Below are 22,771 nucleotides of genomic sequence, written 5' to 3'. Positions count from 1 at the left end.
AGCCGGCCGGAACCACGCCCTGCCGGCAGCATTACTGCGCCCCCCGTTTCACGAACACGTAGTGCTTGCTGACCGCCTCCAGCACCTCAAACACGCCCTTGAAGCCGGCGGGAATCACGCAGGCTTCACCGGGACCGAACTCACGCGCCACCCCGCCCTCATCGGTGATGCGGATGCGCCCGCTCAACACGTGGAAGAACTCGTCGGTATCGTCGGCGAAAGCGATGCGCCAGGCGCCGGGTTCGCAGGACCAGGCGCCGGCAGACACGCCGTCCTGTTCATAATGATTCCAGGTCGTGCGCAAGGGATTGCCCTCGAGCAGGCGCGCAGGACGCGGATGATCGAATTCGGCCGGCGCGGACGAGCCGGTGAAGGACGTCAGGGTCTTGTGCATGGCGGGTGGCGTGAAGTGGACGCCGCGCATTTTACCCGGCGTCCACGCCTCCGTCGCCCGCCCCGGTTTCCGGCGCGTCGGGCTTCCACGCCGAATCGGGTCGCCAGCTGGCCACCCAGGCGAGCACCGCGTCCGACGGCATCGGACGCGCAATGCCAAAGCCCTGGGCAAGCACGCAGCCCAGCTCGAGCAGTTTCGTTCCATGCGCAACGGTTTCGACCCCCTCGGCGATCACATCGCGCTGGAAGGCCGCGGCCAGACCGACGACGCCCTCGACGATTGCCATATCGTCGGCATCGTCGAGCATGTTCCGCACAAAACTCTGGTCGATCTTCAACAGGCCAGCAGGCAGGCGTCTCAGGTAGGTCAGCGAGGAATACCCGGTGCCGAAGTCGTCCAGCGAAAACCTGACGCCCATCGCAAGGCAGGCGTGCATCAGCTCGCAGACCTGCTCCATGTCTTCGAGCGCATTGGTCTCCACGATCTCGAGCTCGAGCAGCTGCGGATCCACCCCCGGGTGGGCCGCAAGCAGCGCAGCAAGACGCACGACGAAATCGCCTTGCTGCAGCTGGCGTGCGCCGACGTTCACGCTGACTGGCAGGTTCAGTCCGGCGGCACGCCATGCGTCCAGCTGGCTGAGCACCGTATCGATCACCCACTCGCCGACCTCGACGCTGATGACATGATCCTCGATCTGGGGCAGAAAACCGTCCGGCACCAGCAAGCCGCGAACCGGATGCTGCCACCGGATCAGCGCCTCCAGGCCGACCACCACCCCGGTCTTCAGGTTGACCTTGGGCTGGTAGTGAAGCAGGAACTCTCCCCGCTCGAAACCCTCGCGGACGGCCTGGCGGCTGGCGTGCAGGGATTTGAGCTCAGCGTCGTAGCTGACGTCGAAAAAGTGGCAGCGATTCTTGCCGGCCTGCTTGGCCAGATACATGGCCTGGTCGGCATGGCGCATCAGCACTTCGGCCTCCGCGGCATCCTGCGGATACAGCGTGACCCCGATACTCGCGGAAACACGCAGTACGAGCCCATCGACGGTCACCGGTTCGGCCACTGCCTGCAGCATGCGATCAAGCACGACCTCACCGTCCTTCCGTGTGTGGAGGTCAGTCAGCACTGCGACGAACTCGTCGCCGCCGATGCGTGCCAGCGTATCGCCGTCCCGCAGCGCATCCTTCATGCGGTCGGATAGGACGTTCAGCAGCTTGTCGCCGACATTGTGGCCATGCGTGTCATTGACCGGCTTGAAGCCATCCAGATCGAGATACGCGACGGCAAGCGACAGCCCCCGCCGCTGACTCTGCGCCATCGCATGCTTCAACCGGTCCGCCAGCAACACGCGGTTCGGGAGCCCGGTCAGTGCATCGTAGTGCGCGATATGCTCAAGCTGCTTTTCGTGCGCCTTCATCAGGGTGATGTCGGTCAGCAGGGCAACGTAGTTCGTGATGCCGCCGCTGATGTCCCGCACCGAACTGATCGTGAGCATCGCCGCATAGTGTTCGCCGCTCTTCTTGTCGCTCCAGATCTCGCCATACCAGTGACCGCGTTCTCGCAGCATCCGCCACATGGCGGCGTGATAGTCGGGCGTCTGGCTGCCCGACCCAAGCAGGTTCGCGGGCTGGCCGATGAACTCTTCGCGAGCGTAACCGGTGATCTCGCAGAAGGTCTGGTTTGCATCGACGATCCTGCCCTCGGCATCGGTGATGAAGATGCCTTCGCGGGCATCGGTGAAGACACTGGCGGCCAGACGAAGACTGGCCTCGGCCTGCTTGTCCGCGGTCACGTCCTCGACACTCGACCAGATCAGCCGCTCCCCACCGCGCTCAAGCACCATGCTGGATACGCGCACCGGAATGCTGTGGCCATCACGGTGCCGGTAATCGACTTCGTAACGGCAGCATGACTCCATGACGCGAAGACGTTCCAGCTGACGGACTTCGTCGTCGGCCCGTTCCGGCTCGATGATGTCCCGATAATTGAGCGCTTTGGTTTCCGCAATCGTGCGCCCGAGAATGGCGGCAAACGCCGGGTTGACGTCGAGCAGCCGCCCGTCCCGGGAGCGCAGCGCCAGACCGATCGGCGTCGTCTCGAACAGCATGCGGTTGTAGTTCTTGCTGTCCTGCAGCTGCTTCTCGGTCTCCAGCCGCTTTCTCGCCATGCGCGAGAAACGCTCCTGCAGTCGGACCAGCTCAAGCGCGCCCTTGAACTGCGAGACATGCTGATGCTTGCCTGACTCCAGCTCCCCCGTCGACCGGGTCAGCTGCTCAAGAGGCTGCAGGATGCTCACCCGCACGCCCCACATCGCCGTCACGAACATCAGCGCGACGAAGAACAGCAGCATCAGCGCGCCCTTGATCGCCTGCGATTCGATCGCTGCCATCTGTGCATCGAAAGGGATGCCGACGCCGACAAAGACCGGATTGCCGAAATCGCGATCGACCAGCCGCATGAGGGCGAAGATGCGCGTTATTCCGCTCCCGTCCTTGCTGACAGCGACCGTGTAGTTCGAGGCACTGTCCGCGTCCGGCGTCTGGATGTTCAGCTCGCCGAGCTTCAACCCCAGACGATCCCGGGCTTCGGGAAAATGCGCCACGATCCGGTTGTCCGCATCGGCAATGTAGGCAATCGAGTTCTCCGGCAGCCGCGTCTCGGCCAGACGCTCGCTCCACCACGAGAGTGAAATGACCGCAACGGCGGCCCCCACGATGCGGCCGTCGGCCGGCGCAACAACAGGGTACGCAAAATTCACGCTGGTCACGCCCGCGGCCCGGTCGGTCTGGAACTCGCCGATCGAAAACTCCCCCTTGTCGAGCGCACGGCGGATGTATGAGCGGTCTGCAACATTGACCCGGGCCTCCAGCGGCAAGGCGTTGCACAGCAATTCGCCATCCGCACCCGGTACGCCCAGATTGACGTAACGCTCCGTCAGCCCCAGCACCTTGGTCAGAAACGCGCTGCATGCAGGGGATGCCGGCTGCTGCACTTCCGGAAACTGGGCCAGGCGCTCCAGGTAGCGTCGCGTCTCCTCGATCAGGCGAGCCTGATCACTCGCCAGGAGGCTGGCGGTATCGATCGCCTGCTGCTGGGCACCCTCGATCGCCTCGATGCGCCCATTCCATGCGTTGACAGCCAGCATCACCACACCCGGAAGCGCTACGAGTAGAACCAGTGCAACCAGCCTGGCGCGCAGTGAATGCAGAAATTGACGCATGGTTTAGCTGAACACGATCTGCAAACGGAAAGGTGCATGCCGGCCAGAACAGTCTTGCCGTAGAAGAGCATTCTACGCTCAGCTTGCATACAAACCGGCAGCGCCCTGTCGTACCCTTGCCCGTTTCACGAGTACAGGAGTGTCTGCCTCATGAGCCAACGCACGGCCGTCGATCTGAACAAGGCCTACCTGCTGCTGAACCACGGCCCGGTCACGCTCGTCAGCAGCGCTGCGGGCGAGCGCCGGAACGTCATGGCCGCGTCGTGGGCAATGCCACTCGACTTCGACCCGCCCAAGGTCGCCGTGGTGATAGACCGCAGCACCGTGACACGAGAGCTGGTCGAGGCCAGTGGAGAGTTCGTGCTCAACATCCCGTCCCTGAGGATCGCCGAGACCGTGCTGCAGGCGGGGTCGGTCAGCGGCCGCGAGGGTGACAAGCTCGCAGCGCTGGAGATCACGACGAGCCCGGCGTCTGCCGTCGGCGCCCCGCTCGTTGAAGGCTGCCTCGGCTGGCTGGAGTGCAGGGTGATTCCCGAACCGGAGAATCAGCGCAAGTACGATCTGTTTGTGGCCGAAGTGGTAGCCGCATGGGCCGACCCGGCCGTCTTCAGCAACGGCCGGTGGTCATTTCAGGATGGGGAAAAACGCACCATCCACTATCGCGCCGGCGGGCACTTCTTTGCGACCGGCGACGGCTTCGAGGTGTGACCCGGCAGACTCAGAAGCCGCCCGTCTCCAGCCAGCGCTCGATCTGAGGCAAGCGGTCGACACCCCAGAAGCACTCGCCATCGATGACGACATACGGCGAGCCGAAGATCCCGCGCGCAAGTGCCGCCTCGCATTCGGCCTTCAGCCTGGCCTTGATGGCATCGGCTGAGACGGCAGCACCGAGTTCATCACCCGGCACGCCCACGGATTCGGCCACAAGCTTTACCGTATCGAGCGACGAGATGTCGTGACCGTCGACAAAGAAGGCGCGAAATACGGCCAGCGCAAAGCGTCGCGCCAGCGCCGGATCGGTATCCTGCAGATGGTAGAACGCACGTGCGGCATGCTGGGTTGCCACCGGGAAGGGCTCGGGAACCACGAATGGCAGCCCAAGATAACGGGCGCTGCGGACGATGTCGTGCAGCGAGTAGTCGCCCTTCATCGGCAGCCCGGTCAGTGGCACGCCACCGGTAACCTTGTACACCGCACCCAGCAGGTACGGATGCCAGGCCACTTCGCGGCCGTACCTGGCGGCCAGCGCGTCGATCTTTTCTGCCATGAAGTAACCGTAGGGCGAGGAAAAATCGAACCAGAATTCAATCGGGTTTGCAGTACCGGGCACGGCAGTCACTCCATCAAGACTGGAAAAAATCCTGCGGATTCAGCAACGGGAAGAGAGGGAGGGAAACCCGCCACCACAACCCGCAGGACCGGAAGCACGGCTGACGATCAGCCGGCGAGCGCGCGACCGATCACCAGCTTCTGGATATCGCTCGCACCCTCGTAGATCTGGCACACACGGACATCGCGGTAGATGCGCTCGACCGGGAAGTCGCTGACGTAGCCATAGCCGCCATGCACCTGAATCGCGTCAGAGCAGACCTTTTCGGCCATCTCGGAGGCAAACAGCTTGGCCATCGACGCCTCCTTGAGGCAGGGCCGACCAGCATCCTTGAGCGTGGCCGCGTGCCACACAAGCTGGCGCGCAGCCTCGAGCTGTGTCGCCATGTCGGCAAGGCGGAAATTGACCGCCTGATGCTCGAAGATCGGCTTGCCGAAACTCTCGCGTTCCTGCGCGTACTTGACCGCCGCCTCCAGCGCGGCACGCGCCATGCCCAGGCACTGCGCGGCGATACCGATGCGACCCGCCTCGAGGTTGGCCAGCGCGATCTTGTAGCCCTGACCTTCCTCACCGATCACCGAATCGGCCGGAATACGGCAGTTCTCGAACAGGATCTGCGTGGTGTCGGAAGCCTTCTGGCCCATCTTCTCCTCGATGCGCCCCACCTGGTAGCCCGGCGCGCTGGCGGGAACGAGGAAACAGGTAATACCCTTCTTGCCCGCTGCCTTGTCGGTGACTGCAAACACGATGGCCATGTCGGCATGCTTGCCCGAGGTGATGAACTGCTTGACCCCGTTCAGCACCCACTCGTCGCCCTCACGCACCGCCGAGGTCCGGATGGCCGACGCGTCGGAGCCGACATGCGGCTCGGTCAGGCAGAAGCAGCCCAGCTTCTCGCCGCGGGCGAGCAGCTTCAGCCAGGCTTCCTTCTGTGCGTCGGTACCGAAACGGTTGAGGATGCCGCAGGGCAGCGAGTTCTGCACACTGACGATGGTCGAGGTTGCGCCGTCGCCGGCGGCAATCTCTTCCAGCGCCAGCACCAGGCTCATGTAGTCCATACCGGCACCGCCCCACTCCTCGGGCACCACCATGCCCAGCGCGCCGAGCGCGGCGAGTTCCTTCAGCGCTTCGGCCGGAAAGGTGTGGTTGCGGTCCCAGTCGGCCGCAAAGGGGGCAAGGCGTTCCTGTGCAAAAGCACGGATGGAGTCGCGGATCATTTCCTGTTCAGCAGTCAGAATCATTGTCTCTTCCCACGGAAGGCTCAAGCCTTCGTCGTTCATGTATTAAAAATCGCGCCGGACCAAAGCGGGCCGTGGCGGGGACTTCCGCAGCAGTCGAGGACTGTCCGAGCCCGCAGGGCGAGTTCCGCAGACTGCGGAGGAAGTTCCCGTCGCGGCCCGCGACTCGTGGCACAAACCCGCACCCTTCATCGCAGGCCTCAGCGAGACCAGCCTCAGCTCACCGCAGCATTCACCTCGATCGCCATCGCCGTCGCCTCGCCACCGCCGATGCACAGGCTGGCAACGCCACGCTTGAGCCCCTTGGCGCGCAGCGCACCGATCAGCGTCACCAGAATGCGGGCACCCGAGGCACCGATCGGATGACCCAGCGCGCACGCGCCGCCATTCACGTTGACCCTGTCATGCGGCAGCTTCATCTCCTTCATCGCCGCCATCGTCACCACGGCAAAGGCCTCGTTGATCTCCCACAGGTCGACGTCTTCGACGCCCCAGCCAGCCTTGGCCAGCACCTTCTGCATCGCACCGACCGGCGCCGTCGTAAACCACGCCGGCTCCTGCGCGTGGGTGGCGTGGCCAATGATCGTTGCCAGCGGCGAAAGGCCGAGCTTTTCCGCCGTCGACTTGCGCATCAGTACCAGCGCAGCCGCACCATCGGAGATCGACGACGAGTTTGCTGCGGTGACCGTACCGTCCTTCCTGAACGCAGGCTTGAGGCTGCCAATCTTGTCGAGCTGCGCCTTCAGCGGCTGCTCGTCCTTGTCCACCACGACATCGGCCTTGCGCCCCGAGACGGTCACCGGTGCCACTTCCCAGCTGAATGCACCGCCATTGATCGCGTTCTGCGCACGCGTCGTGGAGGCCACAGCAAACTCATCCTGCGCCGCACGGGTAAAGTCGAAGTGCGAGGCGCAATCCTCGGCAAAGGTGCCCATCAGACGACCCTTGGTCTCCTTCGAATAGCTGTCCTCCAGGCCGTCGAGAAACATGTGATCGAGCATCTGACCATGACCGAGGCGATAGCCGCTACGCGCCTTGGGCAGCAGGTAGGGTGCGTTCGACATCGACTCCATGCCGCCCGACACCATCACATCGTTGGTTCCGGCCAGCAGCAGATCGTGCGCCAGCATCGTGGCCTTCATGCCTGAGCCACACACCTTGTTGACCGTGGTGCAACCGGCCGACAGCGGCAGGCCTGCACCCAGCGAGGCCTGACGTGCGGGCGCCTGACCGACGCCTGCGGGCAGCACGCATCCCATGATGACCTCCTCGACCTGCTCGGGCGACAGCCCGGCGCGCTCGACCGCCGCCTTGATGGCGACCGCGCCGAGCTGGGGGCCGGTCAGGCCGGACAGGTCGCCCTGAAAGCCCCCCATCGGGGTGCGGGCAACGGATACGATAACGACGGGATCAGACATGCAATTCTCCATTTTCGAACAATGACTGCACTCAGTTGCCGAGTGCTTCGAGCGCCGCGGCATAGCGCGGCATCAAATCTTCGCTGCGGCTGACGTTGATCCCGAGATCGCGAATCAGTCCGTTCTTCAAGCCGTAGATCCAGCCATGCACGGTCAGACGCTGACCGCGCGCCCACGCATCCTGCACCACCACCGTCTGCGCCACGTTCACCACCTGCTCCATGACGTTGAACTCGCACAGCCGGTCGTGACGCTGCTCCAGCGGCAAATCGTCCACTGCCCCGCGATGCTTGACGTGGACGTCCTGCACATGACGCAGCCACAGGTCGACCAGGCCGACACGGTCACGGTTGAGTGCCGCTTTCACGCCACCACAGCCATAGTGGCCCACCACCATGATGTGCTTCACCTTGAGCACATCGACCGCGAACTGGATGACTGACAGGCAGTTGAGGTCGGTATGCACCACCACGTTGGCCACATTGCGATGGACGAACACCTCGCCCGGCAGCAGGCCAACGATCTGGTTGGCAGGCACGCGCGAATCCGAGCAGCCGATCCACAGGTATTCCGGGCTCTGCAGATGCGCCAGCTTCTCGAAGAAACCGGGGTCGACCTCCTGCATCTGGCGCGCCCACGCCACGTTGAAATCGAACAGGTGGAACAGGTTCTCGTTGTTCACCTCGGCCTCGGACCAGTTGTCGAGATCGAGGGTCATGAACACCGTCCCCTCGACCGGCGTCTGGTAGTAGGAAGGCGCCTCAGTGAAACCGAGCTCGCGATACAGCTTTACCGCGATCCGCATCGCGGGCAGCGTATCGAGCATCACCCGCCGGTAACCGAGCGCCTTCGCCGCCTGGATTGCAGCCATGGCGAGCTGGCGCCCCACACCGGTGCCGCGCGCCTCGGGCTCGACATACAGCCGCTTCATCTCGCACATGCCGTCCGACAGGCGGCGCACGCCGACACATCCGGCCGGGCGGCCATCCACCTCGGCGTAGAACAGGCGCCCGTCGGCTGCGCCATAGGCGCCGGGAAGATCGGCAAGCTCTTCGGCGAAGCCCTGAAAGTTCATATCGACGCCCAGCCAGGCCGCATAGTTGCGGAAGAACTGGCGCACATGCGCAAGCTCCGCAGCGTCGCTGGCAGTAATCGTGAGCAGGCGGACGGTCATGCTTTGGTCTCCTCGTTGCCTTGTGCCTGACGTCGCAGCACGCCGGCCATATCGACCTCAGGCTGCGCCGTCCTTCTTGCCGTGCATGGCGATGATGGTCTGCTGCATCACCGCGCACAAGGTCCAGTGTTCGTCGCGCACCGCATACACCTCGGCGCGCGTAATCAGCAGCGTGCGCCCGGGCTTGATCACTTCGCCCCGCGCCACCAGGCGCTGCCCGTCCGCCGGCGCCAGCAGGTTGAGCTTGTACTCCACCGTCAGCACGCTGGTGTCCTGCGGTGTCAGCGTATTGGCTGCATAGCCTGCGGCCGAGTCGGCAATCATGCCGACCACCCCGCCATGGATATATCCGTGCTGCTGGGTGATCTCGGGCCGGTGCGGCAGATGGATCTCCGCAAACCCGGGCTCCAGTTCCGCCAGCTCCGCCCCGATCAGCCGCATCGCCTTCTGCATGCCGAAGCTGGCCCGCACACGGTCAGCATAGTCCGGATCCTTGGGCTGGAACTGAGGTGCCTCGTGTCTCATGGGTGTCTCCGTGGGTTAATTTTTATTTGTTTTTACGTTTACGTCAACGTAAACTAAAATTCAAAAAAATCAAGCCGGGCCTGCCGGCGGACGACTCACGCGGTGCTCGCGCTGTCGATGTGCTTCACCAGTTCGGCCCGTGCCGCCGCAGCCCCCTCGGGGTTGTGGCCGAGCAAGGCGTTGCACTGGCGCTCGAGACTGTCGATCTCGATCAGCACGGCTTCGATGTCGATGCGCTGCTGTTCAAGCGCGGCGCGCCGCTCCGCCAGCACCTTGGTAAAGCGCTCGAGCTGCGGTGCGGAATTGCGCACGCCGCCGTACATGTCGAGCAACTCGTTGATTTCGGCCAGTGACAGACCAAGGCGCTTGCCGCGCAGGATGAGCTTGAGACGGGTGCGATCAGCCTTGGTATAGACGCGGGCACGCCCGGTGCGGGCCGGCGTGAGCAAGCCCTGGTCTTCGTAGAAGCGGATTGCACGCGGGGTGATGTCGAACTCGCGCGCAAGCTCGGTGATCGTGTAAGTCTGTTCGCTGGCCATTTTGAGCGGTTGCGGTCGCCGCCACAGGGCTGCGGCCGAACGCGTGATTAGCGTGAGAAGGATTGACAATGGGTTCCGTACTGCGGAAAAGTTAAGCAGATTCCGGGGGTTTGGGCAATGTGAATCTCGCCCCCCGCCACACGACACGAGATCAGGAATGACGACAGCGAACGAACTGCAGTACCCCTTCGAACAACTGCCCGATGGCGGCACCGTTGCCCAGGTCGCGCCCGGCATCGGCTGGGTGCGCATGCCGCTGCCCTTTGCGCTGAACCACATCAACCTGTGGCTGCTCGACGACGGCGACGCGCTGACCGCGGTGGACACTGGTTTCGGCCTCGAACCGATCAAGGAGCACTGGTCGCAGATCCTCGACGCCGACCCGCGCCCCCTGTCGCGCCTGATCATCACCCACTGCCACCCGGACCACCTCGGGCTCGCCACCTGGCTGACTGCGCGCAATGGTGCGACGCTGCACATGACACAAGGTGAATTCCTCGGCGGTCATGCCATGTGGCATCAGCTGCCCGGCTATTCGGTCGGTGACATGATCATGCAGTTCCGCAGGCACGGCCTCGACGAAAAGCGCCTCGACGCCCTCACCGAACGTGGCAACGGATATCGTCGCGGCGCGCCCGAGATGCCCTCGAGCTACCAGCGCATGTTCGCGGGCGACCGCATCCGCATCGGCGCGCACGAATGGGAGGTCATCGTCGGCTATGGCCATGCGCCCGAACACGCCAGCCTGTATTGCGCTGCGCTCGGCGTGCTGATCTCGGGCGACATGCTGCTGCCGCGCATTTCCACCAATGTCAGCGTTTTTGCAGCGACGCCGGATGACGATCCACTGGGCTGGTTCCTCGATTCATTGCGCCGCATCAATCACTTGCCTGAAGACACGCTCGTGCTACCATCCCACGGCAAGCCTTTCCGTGGCATACGTAAAAGAGTCGACGAACTGATCGAACATCACCGCGAGCGCTGCGCTGCACTATTGGCAGAATGCCGCACTGCACGGAGCGCTGGCGAGTTGCTGGGTACGCTTTTTCCGCGCGAACTGGACACGCATCAGGTCATGTTCGCCATGGGAGAGGCCATTGCCCATTTGAACCATCTCGTGAAGCAGGGAGAGCTTTGCAAGGTGGAGGGAGATGATGAAGCGATTCGCTTCATCAAGATAAGCTGATTGGTCTCCGGACCGATCCAACAAGGAGCACAACAACGATGGCTGCACCCAACGAGAACGCTCAAACCGAGCTGCCCGATCCGCAGGAAGTTGCTCAGACCTACGCCGAGGTCGCCAAGCGCGCCTCCCACCTGATCAGCGATCACGTTCAGCGCCAGCTCAAGAAGGGCGTGGCCGCACCCGCGGACGAACTCGGCATCGCCCAGGCTTTCATGGACATGATGGCAAAGCTGCTGTCGAATCCGTACAAGCTCGCTCAGTCGCAGATGAACCTGGTGTGGGACTACTTCACCCTGTGGCAGCACTCGATGCTGCGCTTCGCCGGCATGCATGCTGCGCCTGTCGCCTCGCCCGAGCGCTCCGACAAGCGCTTCAAGGACGAAGAGTGGCAGGAACACTTCATGTTCGATTTCGTGAAGCAGTCCTACCTCATCGCCGCCCGCCACATCCACGACACCGTGAGCGGTGTGGATGGCCTCGACGAGCAGTCGCAGAAGAAGGTCAACTTCTACACCCGTCAGTACATCGACGCGCTGTCGCCGTCGAACTTCGCGCTGACCAACCCCGAAGTGTTCCGCGAGACGGTCAAGAGCCACGGTCAGAACCTGATCAAGGGCCTCAACAACCTGCTGCGCGACGTCGAGGACGGCGGCGGTCAGCTGCGCGTCAAGATGACCGACACCACCGCCTTCGAGTTGGGCAAGAACGTTGCCACCACGCCGGGCAAGGTCGTGTTCCAGACTGACATGATGCAGCTGCTGCAATACACGCCGAGCACCGACAAGGTTCTCAAGCGCCCGCTGCTGATCGTGCCGCCCTGGATCAACAAGTTCTACATCCTCGACCTGCGCGAGAAGAACTCCTACATCAAGTGGTGCGTGGACCAGGGACACACCGTGTTCGTGATCTCCTGGGTCAACCCGGACGAGAAGCAGTCCGAGAAGACCTTCGAGTCCTACGTCAAGGAAGGCATCATTGCCGCGCTTGACGCCATCGAGCAGCAGACCGGCGAGAAGGAAATCAACGCCGCAGGCTACTGCCTCGGCGGCACGCTGCTGGCCACCACGCTTGCCTACCTGGCAGGCAAGAAGCAGAAGCGCATTGCCTCGGCAACCTTCTTCACCACGATGACGGACTTCTCCGATCCGGGCGAGCTTGGCGTCTTCATCGACGAGCAGCAGGTTTCCAGCCTCGAGAAAAAGATGTTCGAGCGTGGCTATCTCGAAGGCTCGGAGATGGCAGGCACCTTCAACATGCTGCGCTCGAACGACCTGATCTGGTCCTTCGTGGTGAATAACTACCTGATGGGCAAGGATCCGTTCCCGTTCGACCTGCTGTACTGGAACTCCGACTCGACCCGCATGCCGGCCAAGATGCACAGCTTCTACCTGCGCGGCATGTACATGGAAAACCGCCTGGTACAGCCGGGTGGCGTGGTCATCGACGGCGTGCCGATCGATCTGAGCAAGATCAAGGTGCCGTGCTACTTCATCTCCGCCATCGAAGATCACATCGCACCGTGGAAGAGCACCTACGCGGGTTCGCTCAACTTCGGCGGTCCGGTTCGCTTCGTCCTCGGCGGCTCCGGCCACATCGCAGGCATCGTCAACCCGCCGGTCGCCAACAAGTACGGCTACTGGGTCAACGCTGCAGCCAAGTCGCCGGCCACCGCCGACGCCTGGTTCGAAGGCGCCCAGCAGAACCCCGGTTCGTGGTGGACCGACTGGCAGGCATGGGTGTCCGGTCACGACGGTGACCAGGTCGATGCGCGCGATCCCGCCAAGGGCAAGCTCAAGGCCATCGAAGATGCGCCCGGCTCCTTCGTCAAGATGCGTCTCGACGCACCCAAGGCTGCAGCCTGATCCCAGGATAAGCGCCTGCTGACCGGGGGAAGGGTTCGCCCTTCCCCCTTTCTTTTTTCTGGAACCCCGATGACGGCCGCACGAAATCTGGTCCTCGACACCAATACGGTGATGGCCCTGTGGCACTTCAAGGACCCTGCTCTCGAATCACTGTCCAGCGCCATCGACGCCGGCACGCTGAAGCTCTTCAGCCGCGACGACGCGCTCGAGGAATTCCGGCGGGTGCTGGCCTACACGCAGTTCAGCATCAGCCCTGACGATCAGACGCGCCTGCTCGACACCTATCGCAACCGCATCAGTCCGGCACCCGCCACTGCAGTCGACGCATTGCAGCTGCCGGCCTGCCGCGACCGTGACGATCAGAAGTTTCTGGAAATCGCGCGCGACGCCGGCGTCGACCACCTGCTGACCCGCGACAAACTGCTGCTCAAGCTCGCCCGCCACAGTGTGCTGCGTGACCGCTTCCGGATCCTGACGCCGGAGCGCTTCATTGCCGAAGGGCTGTGCTGAGGCTTCGCACCCGCACCTTCACCCTGCCCCACGCACGGCCAGGTTTCGTCTCAGTCCGGCCAGATAGCGCAACCCCTCAATCGCACGACTGCCGTACCACGACGCCATCTCGCCATCGATCAGGCACGACGGCCGCTGCGAAAGCGCCCCGACTTCGGCCAGGTGCCGGTCGGTAAAGCGATACGGCTCAGACGAAAGAAAGACCCGCTCGACCGCACGCATCCAGGGCGCACTCCAGTCCACTTCGGGGTAGCGCGGCTCATCCTCGGGCGGCAGGCTCTGCCAGCCCACAGCCCCCAGCATCGCCGAGATGTAGGTTGCCCGGGATACCGTCATCCAGGGATCGCGCCAGATGAGGTAGAGCACCGCCTCGTCGCCGTACCCGGCCTTCACGGCAGCCGCCTCGTCGAGCGCCTCCTGCAGGCCGGCCGACAGCGCGGCAGCCTCCGCCTCGCGGCCGAAAATGCCACCGAACAGCCGGTAAAGCCCGAAATTGTCCTGTGGCACGCAGGGATGGGTCACGATCACGTTGGGCACGAACCCGGCCAGCGCCTCCACCGTCTCGCGCCGGTTCTCGTCGATATTGACGATGAGGTGGGTCGGTTCGAGCGCACGCACCGCTTCGAGCCTTACATCCTTGGTACCACCGATCTTGGTCACCTTGCACAGGGTCTCGCGCGGGTGGATACAGAAACCCGTGCGTCCAACCAGCGCATCGGAGAGCCCCAGTTCGCACACCAGCTCGGTCAGCGAGGGCACCAGGGACACGATCCGGGGCGCGGCGTCCGCCGGCAAATGCCGGTTCCCGAGCGCGTCGCGCAAGTCGGCCGGAGCGCGCGCCGAAGCGTGTCCGGGAGTTGTCATGGATATCATGCGCAGATGATAACAAGCGCAGCAGGCGTTGCGCGGACGTGACCCGGCCGCGCCGGCCATGCATCCGGCAAACCAGGCCCATCCAGACGGAACGGGAGCCGCGGACGCGAATGCCCACCGGGCGTCACTTCGGGGTATCCCTCATTGGCGCGGGCTTATATTCCATGTAGTCTGACTATCGCAGGACATTCTGTTGTCCGGATTTTCACGGCGGGCTTCGAACAGGCGCAGCCTGCCATCATCAACGCACCCTATCTGGTGCGGTCCTTACCTGCACGGTTTCAGGAGAACTCATGAAGAAGCTCACCACGCTCGCAGCAGCACTCGCAATCGTCGGCACCCTCGGCGCAGCGCCGGCTCAGGCCGAGACGAAGTTTGTGACCATTGGTACCGGCGGCGTAACTGGCGTGTACTACGCTGCTGGCGGCGCAATCTGCCGCCTGATGAACAAGGACCGCGCCCAGCACGGCATTCGCTGCTCGGTCGAAAGTACCGGCGGATCGGTCTACAACGTCAACACCATCAAGGCTGGCGAACTCGACTTCGGCGTCGCCCAGTCCGATGTCCAGTTCAATGCCGTGAAAGGCCTGAACCAGTTCAAGGACGGTGGTGCCGTGACCGAACTGCGCGCCGTCTTCGGCCTGCACCCCGAGCCGCTGACCGTACTGGCCCGCAAGGAAGCCGGCGTCACCAAGTTCGAAGACTTCAAGGGCAAGCGCTTCAACGTCGGCAACCCGGGTTCGGGACAGCGCGCGACGGTCGACGTGCTGCTGCCGGCGCTCGGCATGAAGACCTCGGACTTCTCGCTGACCTCCGAACTCAAGCCCGATGAGCACAGCGCTGCACTGTGCGACAACAAGATCGACGGTTTCGCCTATGTCGTCGGCCACCCCGCCGCCAACATCCAGGATCCGACCACGACCTGCGGAGCAAAGCTGGTTCCGGTCACCGGTGCCGGCGTCGACAAGCTGATCAAGGAGTTCCCCTACTACGCAGCCGTCACCATCCCGGGCGGCATGTACGCGAACAACCCGGACGCCACCAAGACCTTCGGTGTCGTGGCCAGCTTCGTGACCTCAGCCAAGGTGTCTGACGACGTGGTCTACACCATGGTCAAGGCTGTCTTCGAGAACTTCGAGGACTTCAAGAAGCTGCACCCGGCATTTGCCCACCTCGAGCCGCAGGGCATGATCAAGGACGGCCTGTCTGCTCCGCTGCACAATGGCGCGATCAAGTACTACAAGGAAAAAGGCTGGATGTAATCCGGCTGCCGGCGTAATCCTGCCGGCCTGCTGGACGTCTCCCGAAATGCACCGCGACTCGGGAGACGTCTGTTATCCAGACAACGCAGCGACAGGCCAAAAGTCTGTTGCTGCGTTTGCGTATCACCTGAATCCGGGGAGGCGCGGCGTATGACCCGCTCGAAGAAAACCCATACAACCCACGAACTGACCGATGAACAGCTGAAGCAGATCGTTGCCGAAGCCGATACCGGTGGTCGCAAACCCACGGGTCTTGCAGCACAGTTTCTCCTTGTCATTGCGCTGGCGTGGTCCCTGTTCCAACTCTGGATCGCCTCTCCCCTGCCGTTCTCGCTCGGCGTTTTCGTCCTTAACGATACCGAGTCCCGCGCCATTCACCTGGCGTTTGCTGTCTTCATGGCCTTTGCCGCCTACCCGGCATTCAAGGGCTCACCGCGCGCCTATATCCCCGTCGTAGACTGGATACTGGCAACCGTCGCCGCATTCTGCGCAGGCTACCTGTTCCTTTTCTACGCTGAACTGGCATCCCGCCCCGGCATTCCGACCACGCTCGACCTGGTCGTCGCAGTCACCGGTCTCGTTCTGCTGCTCGAAGCAGCCCGTCGCGCCCTCGGCCTGCCGATGGTGATTCTGGCGGTCTTCTTCCTGATCTATATCTTTTTCGGCCAGTACATGCCGGACGTCATCGCACACCGCGGCGCGTCGCTGTCCAAGGGCATGAGCCACCTGTGGCTGACCACCGAGGGTGTGTTTGGCGTCGCACTCGGCGTGTCCGCCAGCTTCATCTTCCTGTTCGTGCTGTTCGGCGCCCTGCTGGAAACCGCGGGCGCGGGCAACTACTTCATCAAGTCGGCCATTGCGCTGCTCGGGCACATGCGCGGCGGCCCGGCGAAGGCTGCCGTCGTGGCATCGGCCTCGACCGGCCTGATCTCGGGCTCGTCGATTGCGAACGTGGTCACCACCGGCACCTTCACCATTCCGCTGATGAAAAGCGTGGGCTACCGTGACGACAAGGCGGCCTCGGTCGAAGTCGCCTCGTCGGTGAACGGCCAGCTAATGCCGCCGGTCATGGGTGCAGCAGCCTTCCTGATGGTGGAGTACGTCGGCATCACCTACGTCGAGGTGATGAAGCACGCCATCGTACCGGCACTGATCTCCTACATCGCTCTGTTCTACATCGTTCACCTCGAAGCGATGAAGATGAACCTGCAGGGACTGCCGCGTCGCGAACCCCTGCCCTGGCAACAGGCCACCATTACCACCCTGATGACGGTGTCCGGCGTAATCATTCTGGCCGCCATCGTGTACTGGGGTTTTGGCTGGCTCAAGGACGTTGTTGGCGAATCCGCCTTCCTGATCGTCGGCGCCATGATGCTCGTCGCCTACGTCGCGATCATCCACTTTGCCGCGAAGTACCCGGAGCTCCACATGGAGAAGCCGGGTGACAAGATGGAGTACCTGCCCGAGATCGGGCCGACCCTGAAGTCCGGCCTGCACTACCTGCTGCCGGTTGCCGCCCTGATCTGGAACCTGATGGTGGAGCAGCTCTCGCCTGCACTGTCCGCATTCTGGGCCACCCTGTTCCTGATCTTCATCCTCGTCACCCAGCGCCCGCTGTTCGCCTACTTCCGCGGCAAGGGCGAGTTCGGCGTGGCCCTGCGCCACGGCTTCCAGGATCTGTTCGACGGCCTCGTCACCGGCGCCCGCAACATGATCGGCATTGGCATCGCAACCGCCACCGCTGGCGTGATCGTCGGCACCGTGACCCTGACCGGTATCGGCCTGGCCATGACCGAGCTGGTCGAGATCCTGTCCGGTGGCAACCTGATGATCATGCTGTCGCTGGTTGCGGTGATCTGCCTCATCCTCGGCATGGGGCTGCCGACCACCGCCAACTACATCGTGGTGTCGACGCTGATGGCGCCCGTGATCGTCGAGCTCGGCGCCCAGCAGGGCCTGCTGGTGCCACTGATCGCAGTCCATCTGTTCGTGTTCTATTTCGGCCTGATGGCCGACGTGACGCCACCGGTCGGACTGGCTTCCTATGCAGCAGCGGGCATTGCCAAGAGCGACCCGATCAAGACCGGCTTCACCGCATTCGGCTACAGCGCACGAACGGCGATTCTGCCCTTCATGTTCATCTTCAACACGCAGTTGCTGCTGATCGGCATCACCGACGTCTTCCATCTGGTGATGACGATCGTCAGTGCCACCATCGCCAGCCTGATGTTTGCCGCAGCCACCCAGGGCTGGTTCGTCACCCGCAACAAGATCCATGAAACGCTGATTCTGCTGCTGGTGACCTTCAGCCTGTTCCGCCCCGGCTTCTGGCTGGACATGGTATATCCCGCATACGACGAAGTGCCGGCAAGCCAGCTCACACAGTTGGTGGAAGCTGCGCCACCCAAGGGCGACCTGCGCGTCTGGGTGCAGGGACTCACGCTCGAGGGTGACGAGGTATCCAAGGGCGTGCTGCTGCCGCTCGGAGAGCCTGGCAACGCGCGTGAGCGCCTGTCACGCATGGGCCTGACCCTGATGACGCTGGGTGACGACGTTCAGGTGGCTGCGGTGAAGTTCGGTAGCCGCGCTGAAAAGCTCGGGCTTGAGCAGGGCTTCAACATCACCTCGATCGAACTGCCCGCAGCCGGCCGTCCGGACAAGGAATGGGTCTTCGTGCCCACGCTCCTGCTTCTCGCAATGGTCTGGTTCATGCAGCGTGCCCGCGCGCGCCGCGAACCGCCGCGACCACCGCACAACCCGAATGCCTGATGCAAGAAGGGCGCTCCACGGAGCGCCCTTTTTTGTGTGCTGCAGAACCGCAACTGCGTCAGATCAGGGACGGGCCATTCACGATGGCCGCGGCGTCCCGCTCATTGATGCGTACGGTGGCGCTCGCCAGAACATGCGCGATCAGCCAGTCCTTCAAACGCGCAACGCCTTCTTCGTCGAGCTCGACGAAACGGCAGCCAGCCTTGCGCGCATGACCTTCACCCACCTGATTGACCACCTTCGCATGACCTTCGATACGATCCGGCACGCTTTCACGCTGCAGCACGAAGCGAAACTCGGCGCCGGGATCGAGGTCGTGCGAGACGGGCAACGAAAACCCCTCCAGCGAGAGGTCGTTGAGGGGGCGGCGCTCACCGTTGACCATTGCCCAGAAACAGATATCGCCGCGACGTTTCGCGACGAATCTCTGACGCGCACGACGCTCGGCCGCGTCATCGCCCACCGCTGCATTCATCAAATCGCTCCAAGACGTGATTTTCGCCTATGTTAGCGCAGGCTCGCCGCGCAAGGGCGTGAGGAATACCTCAGAGTGGAAGCCCGCGCGGTTTGCGTCCGGCACGGGCAAATACATGGTCGAACACGCTGCGCGGCAGAACCCGCAGCAGCTTTGCCACCCAGCCCATCTGCCAGGGCGTCACGGCAAAACGGTCGCCACGCTCAATGACACGGGCAATCCGCTGCGCGGCGACGTCGGCATCGAGAATGAAGGGCATTGGATAGGGGTTGATCGCAGTCATCGGCGTGCGGATGTAGCCCGGCGCCACGCTGACCACCTTTACGCCGCTGTCGTGAAGCTCGACACGCAGACTTTCGAGGTAGGCAAGCGCGCCCGCTTTCGACGCGCTGTAGGCCCCCGCACCCGGCAAGCCGCGAATACCTGCCACCGAGGCAATCCCGACCAACCGCCCGCTGCCGCGAAGACGCATGGCCTCGACGAAAGGCTGGAAGGTTGCGACCATGCCGAGCAGATTCGTGCGCAGCACGCGATCAAACGCGTCGACGTCCTCGGCATATTCGGTAAGCGTCCCGACCGAGACCCCGGCGTTGGCAATGACGATGTCGGGCACGCCGAAGGCTTCGACGAACTGGCTGGCGGCGCCACGCAGTGCCAGCGGATCACCGACATCGGCAACCAGCACCTGGTGCGTGCCGGGCAGCGACGCCACCAGTGCGTGCATCGGCTCGGCTCGGCGCGCAACCAGCCCCAGCGTCGCCCCCATGCCTGCATAGTGACGGGCAAGTGCTTCGCCCAGGCCGCTGGACGCCCCCGTAATGAGGACGCGCAGCGGCTGTCCCGGCTCAGTCACCGCTGCGGCCGTCTAGCAGGCGCAGACAAGCCATCAGCTCTTGCGCGCCTCGCTGCGCACGCGCGTGAGCAGCGCGTCGACCTGCTTCAGCGTGCCTTCGTGACTGCCGGTCAGCGAGGCCGAAGTAATGAACCGACCATCGACCGCCATCGTCGGCACGCCCTGAACCTTGTATGCACGGGCGATCTGGTCCGCACGCTTGACCAGCGACTCCACGCCGAAGGACTTGTAAGCCTCCATGAACTTCGCGGTATCAATGCCGCGCTTGCCCACCCATGCCCGCACGCCGTCTTCCGTATTCAGCGGCTCCCTGTCGTTCTGCACCGCACCGAACACGAGTTCGTGCAGGGTATCGACCTGACCGGTCACCTCGAAGGTGTAGTATAGCCGGGCCAGTGCCTGCAGCTGGGGGTTGCCCCAGATTGCCGGCACGCGGACGAAGCTGACGTCGGCCGGCAGGCGCTTGATCCACTGCCCGAGCAGCGGGTCGAAGTCGTGGCAGTGCGGGCAGCCGTAGTGGAAGAACTCGATCACCTCGATCTTGCCCTTGGCCGCCGTCGGAACGGACGGCTCCAGCACCTGGTAAGCCGGACCAGATCCGCTCTGGGCGAGCACCTTGCCCGCGGACCCGGCGAAAAGCGCAAGCGCGCCAAGTTGCTGCAGGGCATGACGACGATTCATTCTTTACTCCCGTGTTGGTTGAAGCCGGTCTGACGCGTGCAAGGCACGCTTCGTTCCGCGTCAGCGCTAAAAATCATTGACCGGCGCGGGTCACAGTGGTGTTGAAGCCCGACGAAGCCAGACGGCTGCGAACCGGATTCAGCTCGTCCGGGCCGGAGAAGGGTCCGATCCGCACCCGGTGCACCGTGCGCCCGTCGGGCAGCTGGCCCCGCTGCGAACTCGCCTCGACACCGGCCAGCGCCAGCCTTGCCTTCAGGTTGTCCGCCTCGGCCGCGTTCTCGAAGGCACCGAGCTGGAGGTAGAGCTTTTCGACCGGGCGCTCCACCACCGGCGCGCTCGGCGCTTCAACCGGCGCCTGTGCCGCCGGCACGTTGTCGCCCTGCGGCAGGATCTTGTAGAACTCGAAATCCTGCTTTACGACGGGGCGGTCGCCGGGCTTTCCGGGCAGCGCGGCAGGCGGCTGGTTGACCGCCGGCACGCGTGGTGCGACCGGCGCCGACTGAAACGGGTTGGCGCGGGTGAAGAACCATGCCGCACCCGCAGCAATCAGCGCGCCCAGCATCAGGCCGATGAAAATGCCGATCAGGGTCCCACCACCGCTGCGCGCGGGAGCACGGCCCGACTTGCGGGGGGCTTTACGAGGCTGAGTCAAAACAATCTCCGGATTTACATCGATTCAGGTGCGGACACACCGAGCACGGCCAGACCGCTCACCAGCACCTGACGCACCGCCTCGGCAAGCGCCAGACGGGCAAGCTTGACCGCCTCGTCATCGACCAGCATGCGCTCGGCGTTGTACCAGCTGTGGAAGTCTGCCGCGAGATCCTTCAGGTAGAAGGCAATCTGGTGCGGCGCGTAATCGGCCGCAGCCGACTGCACCAGCTCGGGAAAGGTCGACAGGCTGGCACACAAAGCGAGTTCGCGCTCGTTCTGCAGCTGGCCAAGATCGGCCTGTGCCAGCTCTTCGCGCTCGCCGCCCCACTGACTGAGCACCGAGCACACCCGTGCATGCGCGTACTGCACGTAGTAGACCGGGTTCTCGTTGCTCTGACTCTTGGCCAGGTCGAGATCGAAGTCGAGGTGCTGGTCGGACTTGCGCAGCACGTAGAAGAAACGGCAGGCATCGTTGCCGACTTCCTTGCGCAGCTCGCGCAGGGTGACGAACTCGCCCGAGCGGGTCGACATCGAGGTCTTCTGCCCGTCGCGGTAGAGCACCGCGAACTGCACCAGCGCCACGTTGAGTTTTTCCGTCGGCAGGCCGAGCGCGGCGATGGCGCCCTTCACGCGCGGGATGTAACCGTGGTGGTCTGCGCCCCAGATGTCGATGATGCGGTCGAAGCCACGCTCATACTTGTTCAGGTGATAGGCGATATCCGACGCAAAGTAGGTGTAGAGACCGTTCTCGCGCTGAACCACGCGATCCTTCTCGTCGCCGAAGGCGGTCGAGCGGAACCACTTGGCGCCGTTCTGCACGTAGATGTGACCCTGCTGCTCGAGCTGGGTCACTGCACGCTCGACCAGGCCGGTATCGAACAGGCTCTGCTCCGAGAACCACTTGTCGAAGCGCACGCCGAATTCCTGCAGATCCTCGCGGCCGTCGCCAAGCTGCTCATTGAGCGCGAAACCATGCACCCACGGGTAGTCCTCGCCGAGCAGACGCTTGGCGTTGGAAATCAGGGCGTCGAGATGGAGCTCGCGTTGCTGCTTGGCTTCGTCATCCTTGCGCTCCACCGGCGGCAGGCCCGGCGTGCCGGCCGTCACCTGCGCTGCGGTAAACCTGGCGAAACGGTCCTGATGGGCGTCGCGCATCTCACGCCCCATGGTCACGACGTAATCGCCCTGGTAGGCATTGGGCGGGAATGCGACCTCGACCCCGAAGAACGCGAGGTAGCGCAACCAGGTCGACAGCGCCAGGATGTCCATCTGACGACCGGCGTCATTGACGTAGTACTCGCGGCTGACATCGTAACCGGCGAATTCCAGCACGTCCGACAGCGAGGCGCCGTAGGCAGCACCGCGGCCGTGGCCGACATGCAGGGGTCCGGTGGGGTTGGCGGAGACGAACTCCACCTGCACCTTCACGTTCTTCTTTTCGCCGCGACCGAACGCAGCGCCCTTGGCGAGCACCTCGCTGACCACGGCCGTCTTGGCAGCAGTGGCCAGGGTGAAGTTGATGAAGCCCGCGCCGGCCACCTCGGTTTTGGCCACCAGCGGCGACGCCGGCAGCTCGGCCAGCAGTTTCGCGGCGAGTTCGCGCGGGTTGCGCTTCATCGGCTTGGCCAGTTGCAGCGCAAGGTTGGTGGCAAAGTCCCCATGGCTGGCCTGCTTCGGGCGCTCCAGCAGGATCGGGGTATCGGCCAGCTCGGGCGCAACGCTTTTCAGCGCGGCTTTCAGGAGATCGGCAAGTAGAACTTTGGGGTCGGCGCTCATGACACTTTCAGGGACATCGAAACCGCCGATTATAG

19 protein-coding genes and 1 pseudogene are annotated in these 22,771 nt (G+C 63.6%); 6 read left to right on the top strand and 14 right to left on the bottom strand.

Annotated features, from left to right (window positions below):
* Positions 1-31 precede the first annotated feature (31 nt).
* Both AC22G6_RS00210 and AC22G6_RS00205 read right to left on the bottom strand, forming a co-directional pair.
* Positions 32-424: a cupin domain-containing protein gene (locus AC22G6_RS00210; protein ID WP_487365106.1), complete on the bottom strand. Its 393-nt coding sequence runs from the start codon at positions 422-424 to the stop codon at positions 32-34.
* A 1-nt stretch (position 425) separates the two neighbouring features.
* On the bottom strand, positions 426-3,611 hold the full coding sequence (locus tag AC22G6_RS00205) for a bifunctional diguanylate cyclase/phosphodiesterase (protein WP_487365105.1): 3,186 nt from the start codon (positions 3,609-3,611) through the stop codon (positions 426-428).
* Between the two features lie 150 nt (positions 3,612-3,761).
* On the opposite strand from AC22G6_RS00205, the gene AC22G6_RS00200 reads away from it, so the two are divergent.
* Positions 3,762-4,319 (top strand): flavin reductase family protein, encoded by a 558-nt coding sequence (locus tag AC22G6_RS00200; protein ID WP_487365104.1) that lies wholly within the window; start codon positions 3,762-3,764, stop codon positions 4,317-4,319.
* Between the two features lie 10 nt (positions 4,320-4,329).
* Here AC22G6_RS00200 and AC22G6_RS00195 read toward each other — a convergent pair whose 3' ends face one another.
* The 6 genes and pseudogenes from AC22G6_RS00195 to AC22G6_RS00170 all read right to left on the bottom strand — a co-directional run bounded on the left by AC22G6_RS00195 (position 4,330) and on the right by AC22G6_RS00170 (position 9,835).
* On the bottom strand, positions 4,330-4,941 hold the full coding sequence (locus AC22G6_RS00195) for a DsbA family protein (RefSeq protein ID WP_487365103.1): 612 nt from the start codon (positions 4,939-4,941) through the stop codon (positions 4,330-4,332).
* A 107-nt stretch (positions 4,942-5,048) separates the two neighbouring features.
* Positions 5,049-6,182 (bottom strand): acyl-CoA dehydrogenase, encoded by a 1,134-nt coding sequence (locus AC22G6_RS00190; RefSeq protein ID WP_487365102.1) that lies wholly within the window; start codon positions 6,180-6,182, stop codon positions 5,049-5,051.
* A 212-nt stretch (positions 6,183-6,394) separates the two neighbouring features.
* Positions 6,395-7,597: an acetyl-CoA C-acetyltransferase gene (locus AC22G6_RS00185; RefSeq protein WP_487365101.1), complete on the bottom strand. Its 1,203-nt coding sequence runs from the start codon at positions 7,595-7,597 to the stop codon at positions 6,395-6,397.
* A gap of 31 nt (positions 7,598-7,628) precedes the next feature.
* Positions 7,629-8,801 (bottom strand): annotated as a pseudogene (can, locus tag AC22G6_RS00180) (carbonate dehydratase); the annotation flags it as partial.
* Positions 8,802-8,828: 27 nt separating this feature from the next.
* Complete coding sequence (locus tag AC22G6_RS00175) at positions 8,829-9,296, bottom strand: PaaI family thioesterase (protein WP_487365100.1); 468 nt, start codon at positions 9,294-9,296, stop codon at positions 8,829-8,831.
* 95 nt (positions 9,297-9,391) lie between these two features.
* A complete protein-coding gene (locus AC22G6_RS00170) occupies positions 9,392-9,835 on the bottom strand; it encodes a MerR family transcriptional regulator (RefSeq protein WP_108950379.1) in 444 nt (147 codons plus the stop codon).
* Positions 9,836-9,992: 157 nt separating this feature from the next.
* On the opposite strand from AC22G6_RS00170, the gene AC22G6_RS00165 reads away from it, so the two are divergent.
* The 3 genes from AC22G6_RS00165 (at position 9,993) to AC22G6_RS00155 (ending at position 13,393) form a co-directional block, all read left to right on the top strand.
* Positions 9,993-11,021: an MBL fold metallo-hydrolase gene (locus tag AC22G6_RS00165; protein WP_487365099.1), complete on the top strand. Its 1,029-nt coding sequence runs from the start codon at positions 9,993-9,995 to the stop codon at positions 11,019-11,021.
* A gap of 38 nt (positions 11,022-11,059) precedes the next feature.
* Complete coding sequence (locus AC22G6_RS00160) at positions 11,060-12,883, top strand: PHA/PHB synthase family protein (RefSeq protein WP_487365098.1); 1,824 nt, start codon at positions 11,060-11,062, stop codon at positions 12,881-12,883.
* Between the two features lie 69 nt (positions 12,884-12,952).
* Positions 12,953-13,393, top strand: a complete 441-nt coding sequence (locus tag AC22G6_RS00155; protein ID WP_487365097.1) for a putative toxin-antitoxin system toxin component, PIN family — start codon at positions 12,953-12,955, stop codon at positions 13,391-13,393.
* 18 nt (positions 13,394-13,411) lie between these two features.
* Here AC22G6_RS00155 and AC22G6_RS00150 read toward each other — a convergent pair whose 3' ends face one another.
* Complete coding sequence (locus tag AC22G6_RS00150) at positions 13,412-14,257, bottom strand: helical backbone metal receptor (RefSeq protein ID WP_487365096.1); 846 nt, start codon at positions 14,255-14,257, stop codon at positions 13,412-13,414.
* A gap of 302 nt (positions 14,258-14,559) precedes the next feature.
* Here AC22G6_RS00150 and AC22G6_RS00145 point away from each other — a divergent pair, with 302 nt between their 5' ends.
* Positions 14,560-15,528: a TAXI family TRAP transporter solute-binding subunit gene (locus AC22G6_RS00145; protein ID WP_487365095.1), complete on the top strand. Its 969-nt coding sequence runs from the start codon at positions 14,560-14,562 to the stop codon at positions 15,526-15,528.
* Between the two features lie 150 nt (positions 15,529-15,678).
* Positions 15,679-18,297: a TRAP transporter permease gene (locus tag AC22G6_RS00140; protein ID WP_487365094.1), complete on the top strand. Its 2,619-nt coding sequence runs from the start codon at positions 15,679-15,681 to the stop codon at positions 18,295-18,297.
* Positions 18,298-18,355: 58 nt separating this feature from the next.
* Here AC22G6_RS00140 and AC22G6_RS00135 read toward each other — a convergent pair whose 3' ends face one another.
* From AC22G6_RS00135 to argS, 5 genes are all read right to left on the bottom strand, one after another.
* A complete protein-coding gene (locus tag AC22G6_RS00135) occupies positions 18,356-18,772 on the bottom strand; it encodes a PilZ domain-containing protein (RefSeq protein WP_487365093.1) in 417 nt (138 codons plus the stop codon).
* Positions 18,773-18,842: 70 nt separating this feature from the next.
* Positions 18,843-19,625: an SDR family oxidoreductase gene (locus AC22G6_RS00130; protein WP_487365092.1), complete on the bottom strand. Its 783-nt coding sequence runs from the start codon at positions 19,623-19,625 to the stop codon at positions 18,843-18,845.
* A gap of 33 nt (positions 19,626-19,658) precedes the next feature.
* Entirely contained in the window at positions 19,659-20,306 is a 648-nt protein-coding gene (locus AC22G6_RS00125; protein ID WP_487365091.1) for a thiol:disulfide interchange protein DsbA/DsbL, read from the bottom strand.
* Between the two features lie 73 nt (positions 20,307-20,379).
* Positions 20,380-20,958: an SPOR domain-containing protein gene (locus tag AC22G6_RS00120; RefSeq protein WP_108950370.1), complete on the bottom strand. Its 579-nt coding sequence runs from the start codon at positions 20,956-20,958 to the stop codon at positions 20,380-20,382.
* A 14-nt stretch (positions 20,959-20,972) separates the two neighbouring features.
* Positions 20,973-22,736 (bottom strand): arginine--tRNA ligase, encoded by a 1,764-nt coding sequence (argS, locus tag AC22G6_RS00115; RefSeq protein WP_487365090.1) that lies wholly within the window; start codon positions 22,734-22,736, stop codon positions 20,973-20,975.
* Positions 22,737-22,771: the final 35 nt, after the last annotated feature.

Source organism: Parazoarcus sp. PS-13 R2A, from assembly GCF_057621855.1.
The sequence above is the reverse complement of the archived record's forward strand: the minus strand, read 5'-3'. Positions and strand labels throughout refer to the sequence as shown.

Excerpts from the sequence above, each read along its gene's own strand:
- AC22G6_RS00210 (WP_487365106.1), bottom strand. The coding sequence starts at position 424 with ATGCGCGGCGTCCACTTCACGCCACCCGCCATGCACAAGACCCTGACG.
- AC22G6_RS00205 (WP_487365105.1), bottom strand. The coding sequence starts at position 3,611 with ATGCGTCAATTTCTGCATTCACTGCGCGCCAGGCTGGTTGCACTGGTT.
- AC22G6_RS00200 (WP_487365104.1), top strand. The coding sequence starts at position 3,762 with ATGAGCCAACGCACGGCCGTCGATCTGAACAAGGCCTACCTGCTGCTG.
- AC22G6_RS00190 (WP_487365102.1), bottom strand. The coding sequence starts at position 6,182 with ATGATTCTGACTGCTGAACAGGAAATGATCCGCGACTCCATCCGTGCT.
- AC22G6_RS00185 (WP_487365101.1), bottom strand. The coding sequence starts at position 7,597 with ATGTCTGATCCCGTCGTTATCGTATCCGTTGCCCGCACCCCGATGGGG.
- AC22G6_RS00175 (WP_487365100.1), bottom strand. The coding sequence starts at position 9,296 with ATGAGACACGAGGCACCTCAGTTCCAGCCCAAGGATCCGGACTATGCT.
- AC22G6_RS00170 (WP_108950379.1), bottom strand. The coding sequence starts at position 9,835 with ATGGCCAGCGAACAGACTTACACGATCACCGAGCTTGCGCGCGAGTTC.
- AC22G6_RS00165 (WP_487365099.1), top strand. The coding sequence starts at position 9,993 with ATGACGACAGCGAACGAACTGCAGTACCCCTTCGAACAACTGCCCGAT.
- AC22G6_RS00160 (WP_487365098.1), top strand. The coding sequence starts at position 11,060 with ATGGCTGCACCCAACGAGAACGCTCAAACCGAGCTGCCCGATCCGCAG.
- AC22G6_RS00155 (WP_487365097.1), top strand. The coding sequence starts at position 12,953 with ATGACGGCCGCACGAAATCTGGTCCTCGACACCAATACGGTGATGGCC.
- AC22G6_RS00150 (WP_487365096.1), bottom strand. The coding sequence starts at position 14,257 with ATGACAACTCCCGGACACGCTTCGGCGCGCGCTCCGGCCGACTTGCGC.
- AC22G6_RS00145 (WP_487365095.1), top strand. The coding sequence starts at position 14,560 with ATGAAGAAGCTCACCACGCTCGCAGCAGCACTCGCAATCGTCGGCACC.
- AC22G6_RS00140 (WP_487365094.1), top strand. The coding sequence starts at position 15,679 with ATGACCCGCTCGAAGAAAACCCATACAACCCACGAACTGACCGATGAA.
- AC22G6_RS00135 (WP_487365093.1), bottom strand. The coding sequence starts at position 18,772 with ATGAATGCAGCGGTGGGCGATGACGCGGCCGAGCGTCGTGCGCGTCAG.
- AC22G6_RS00125 (WP_487365091.1), bottom strand. The coding sequence starts at position 20,306 with ATGAATCGTCGTCATGCCCTGCAGCAACTTGGCGCGCTTGCGCTTTTC.
- argS (WP_487365090.1), bottom strand. The coding sequence starts at position 22,736 with ATGAGCGCCGACCCCAAAGTTCTACTTGCCGATCTCCTGAAAGCCGCG.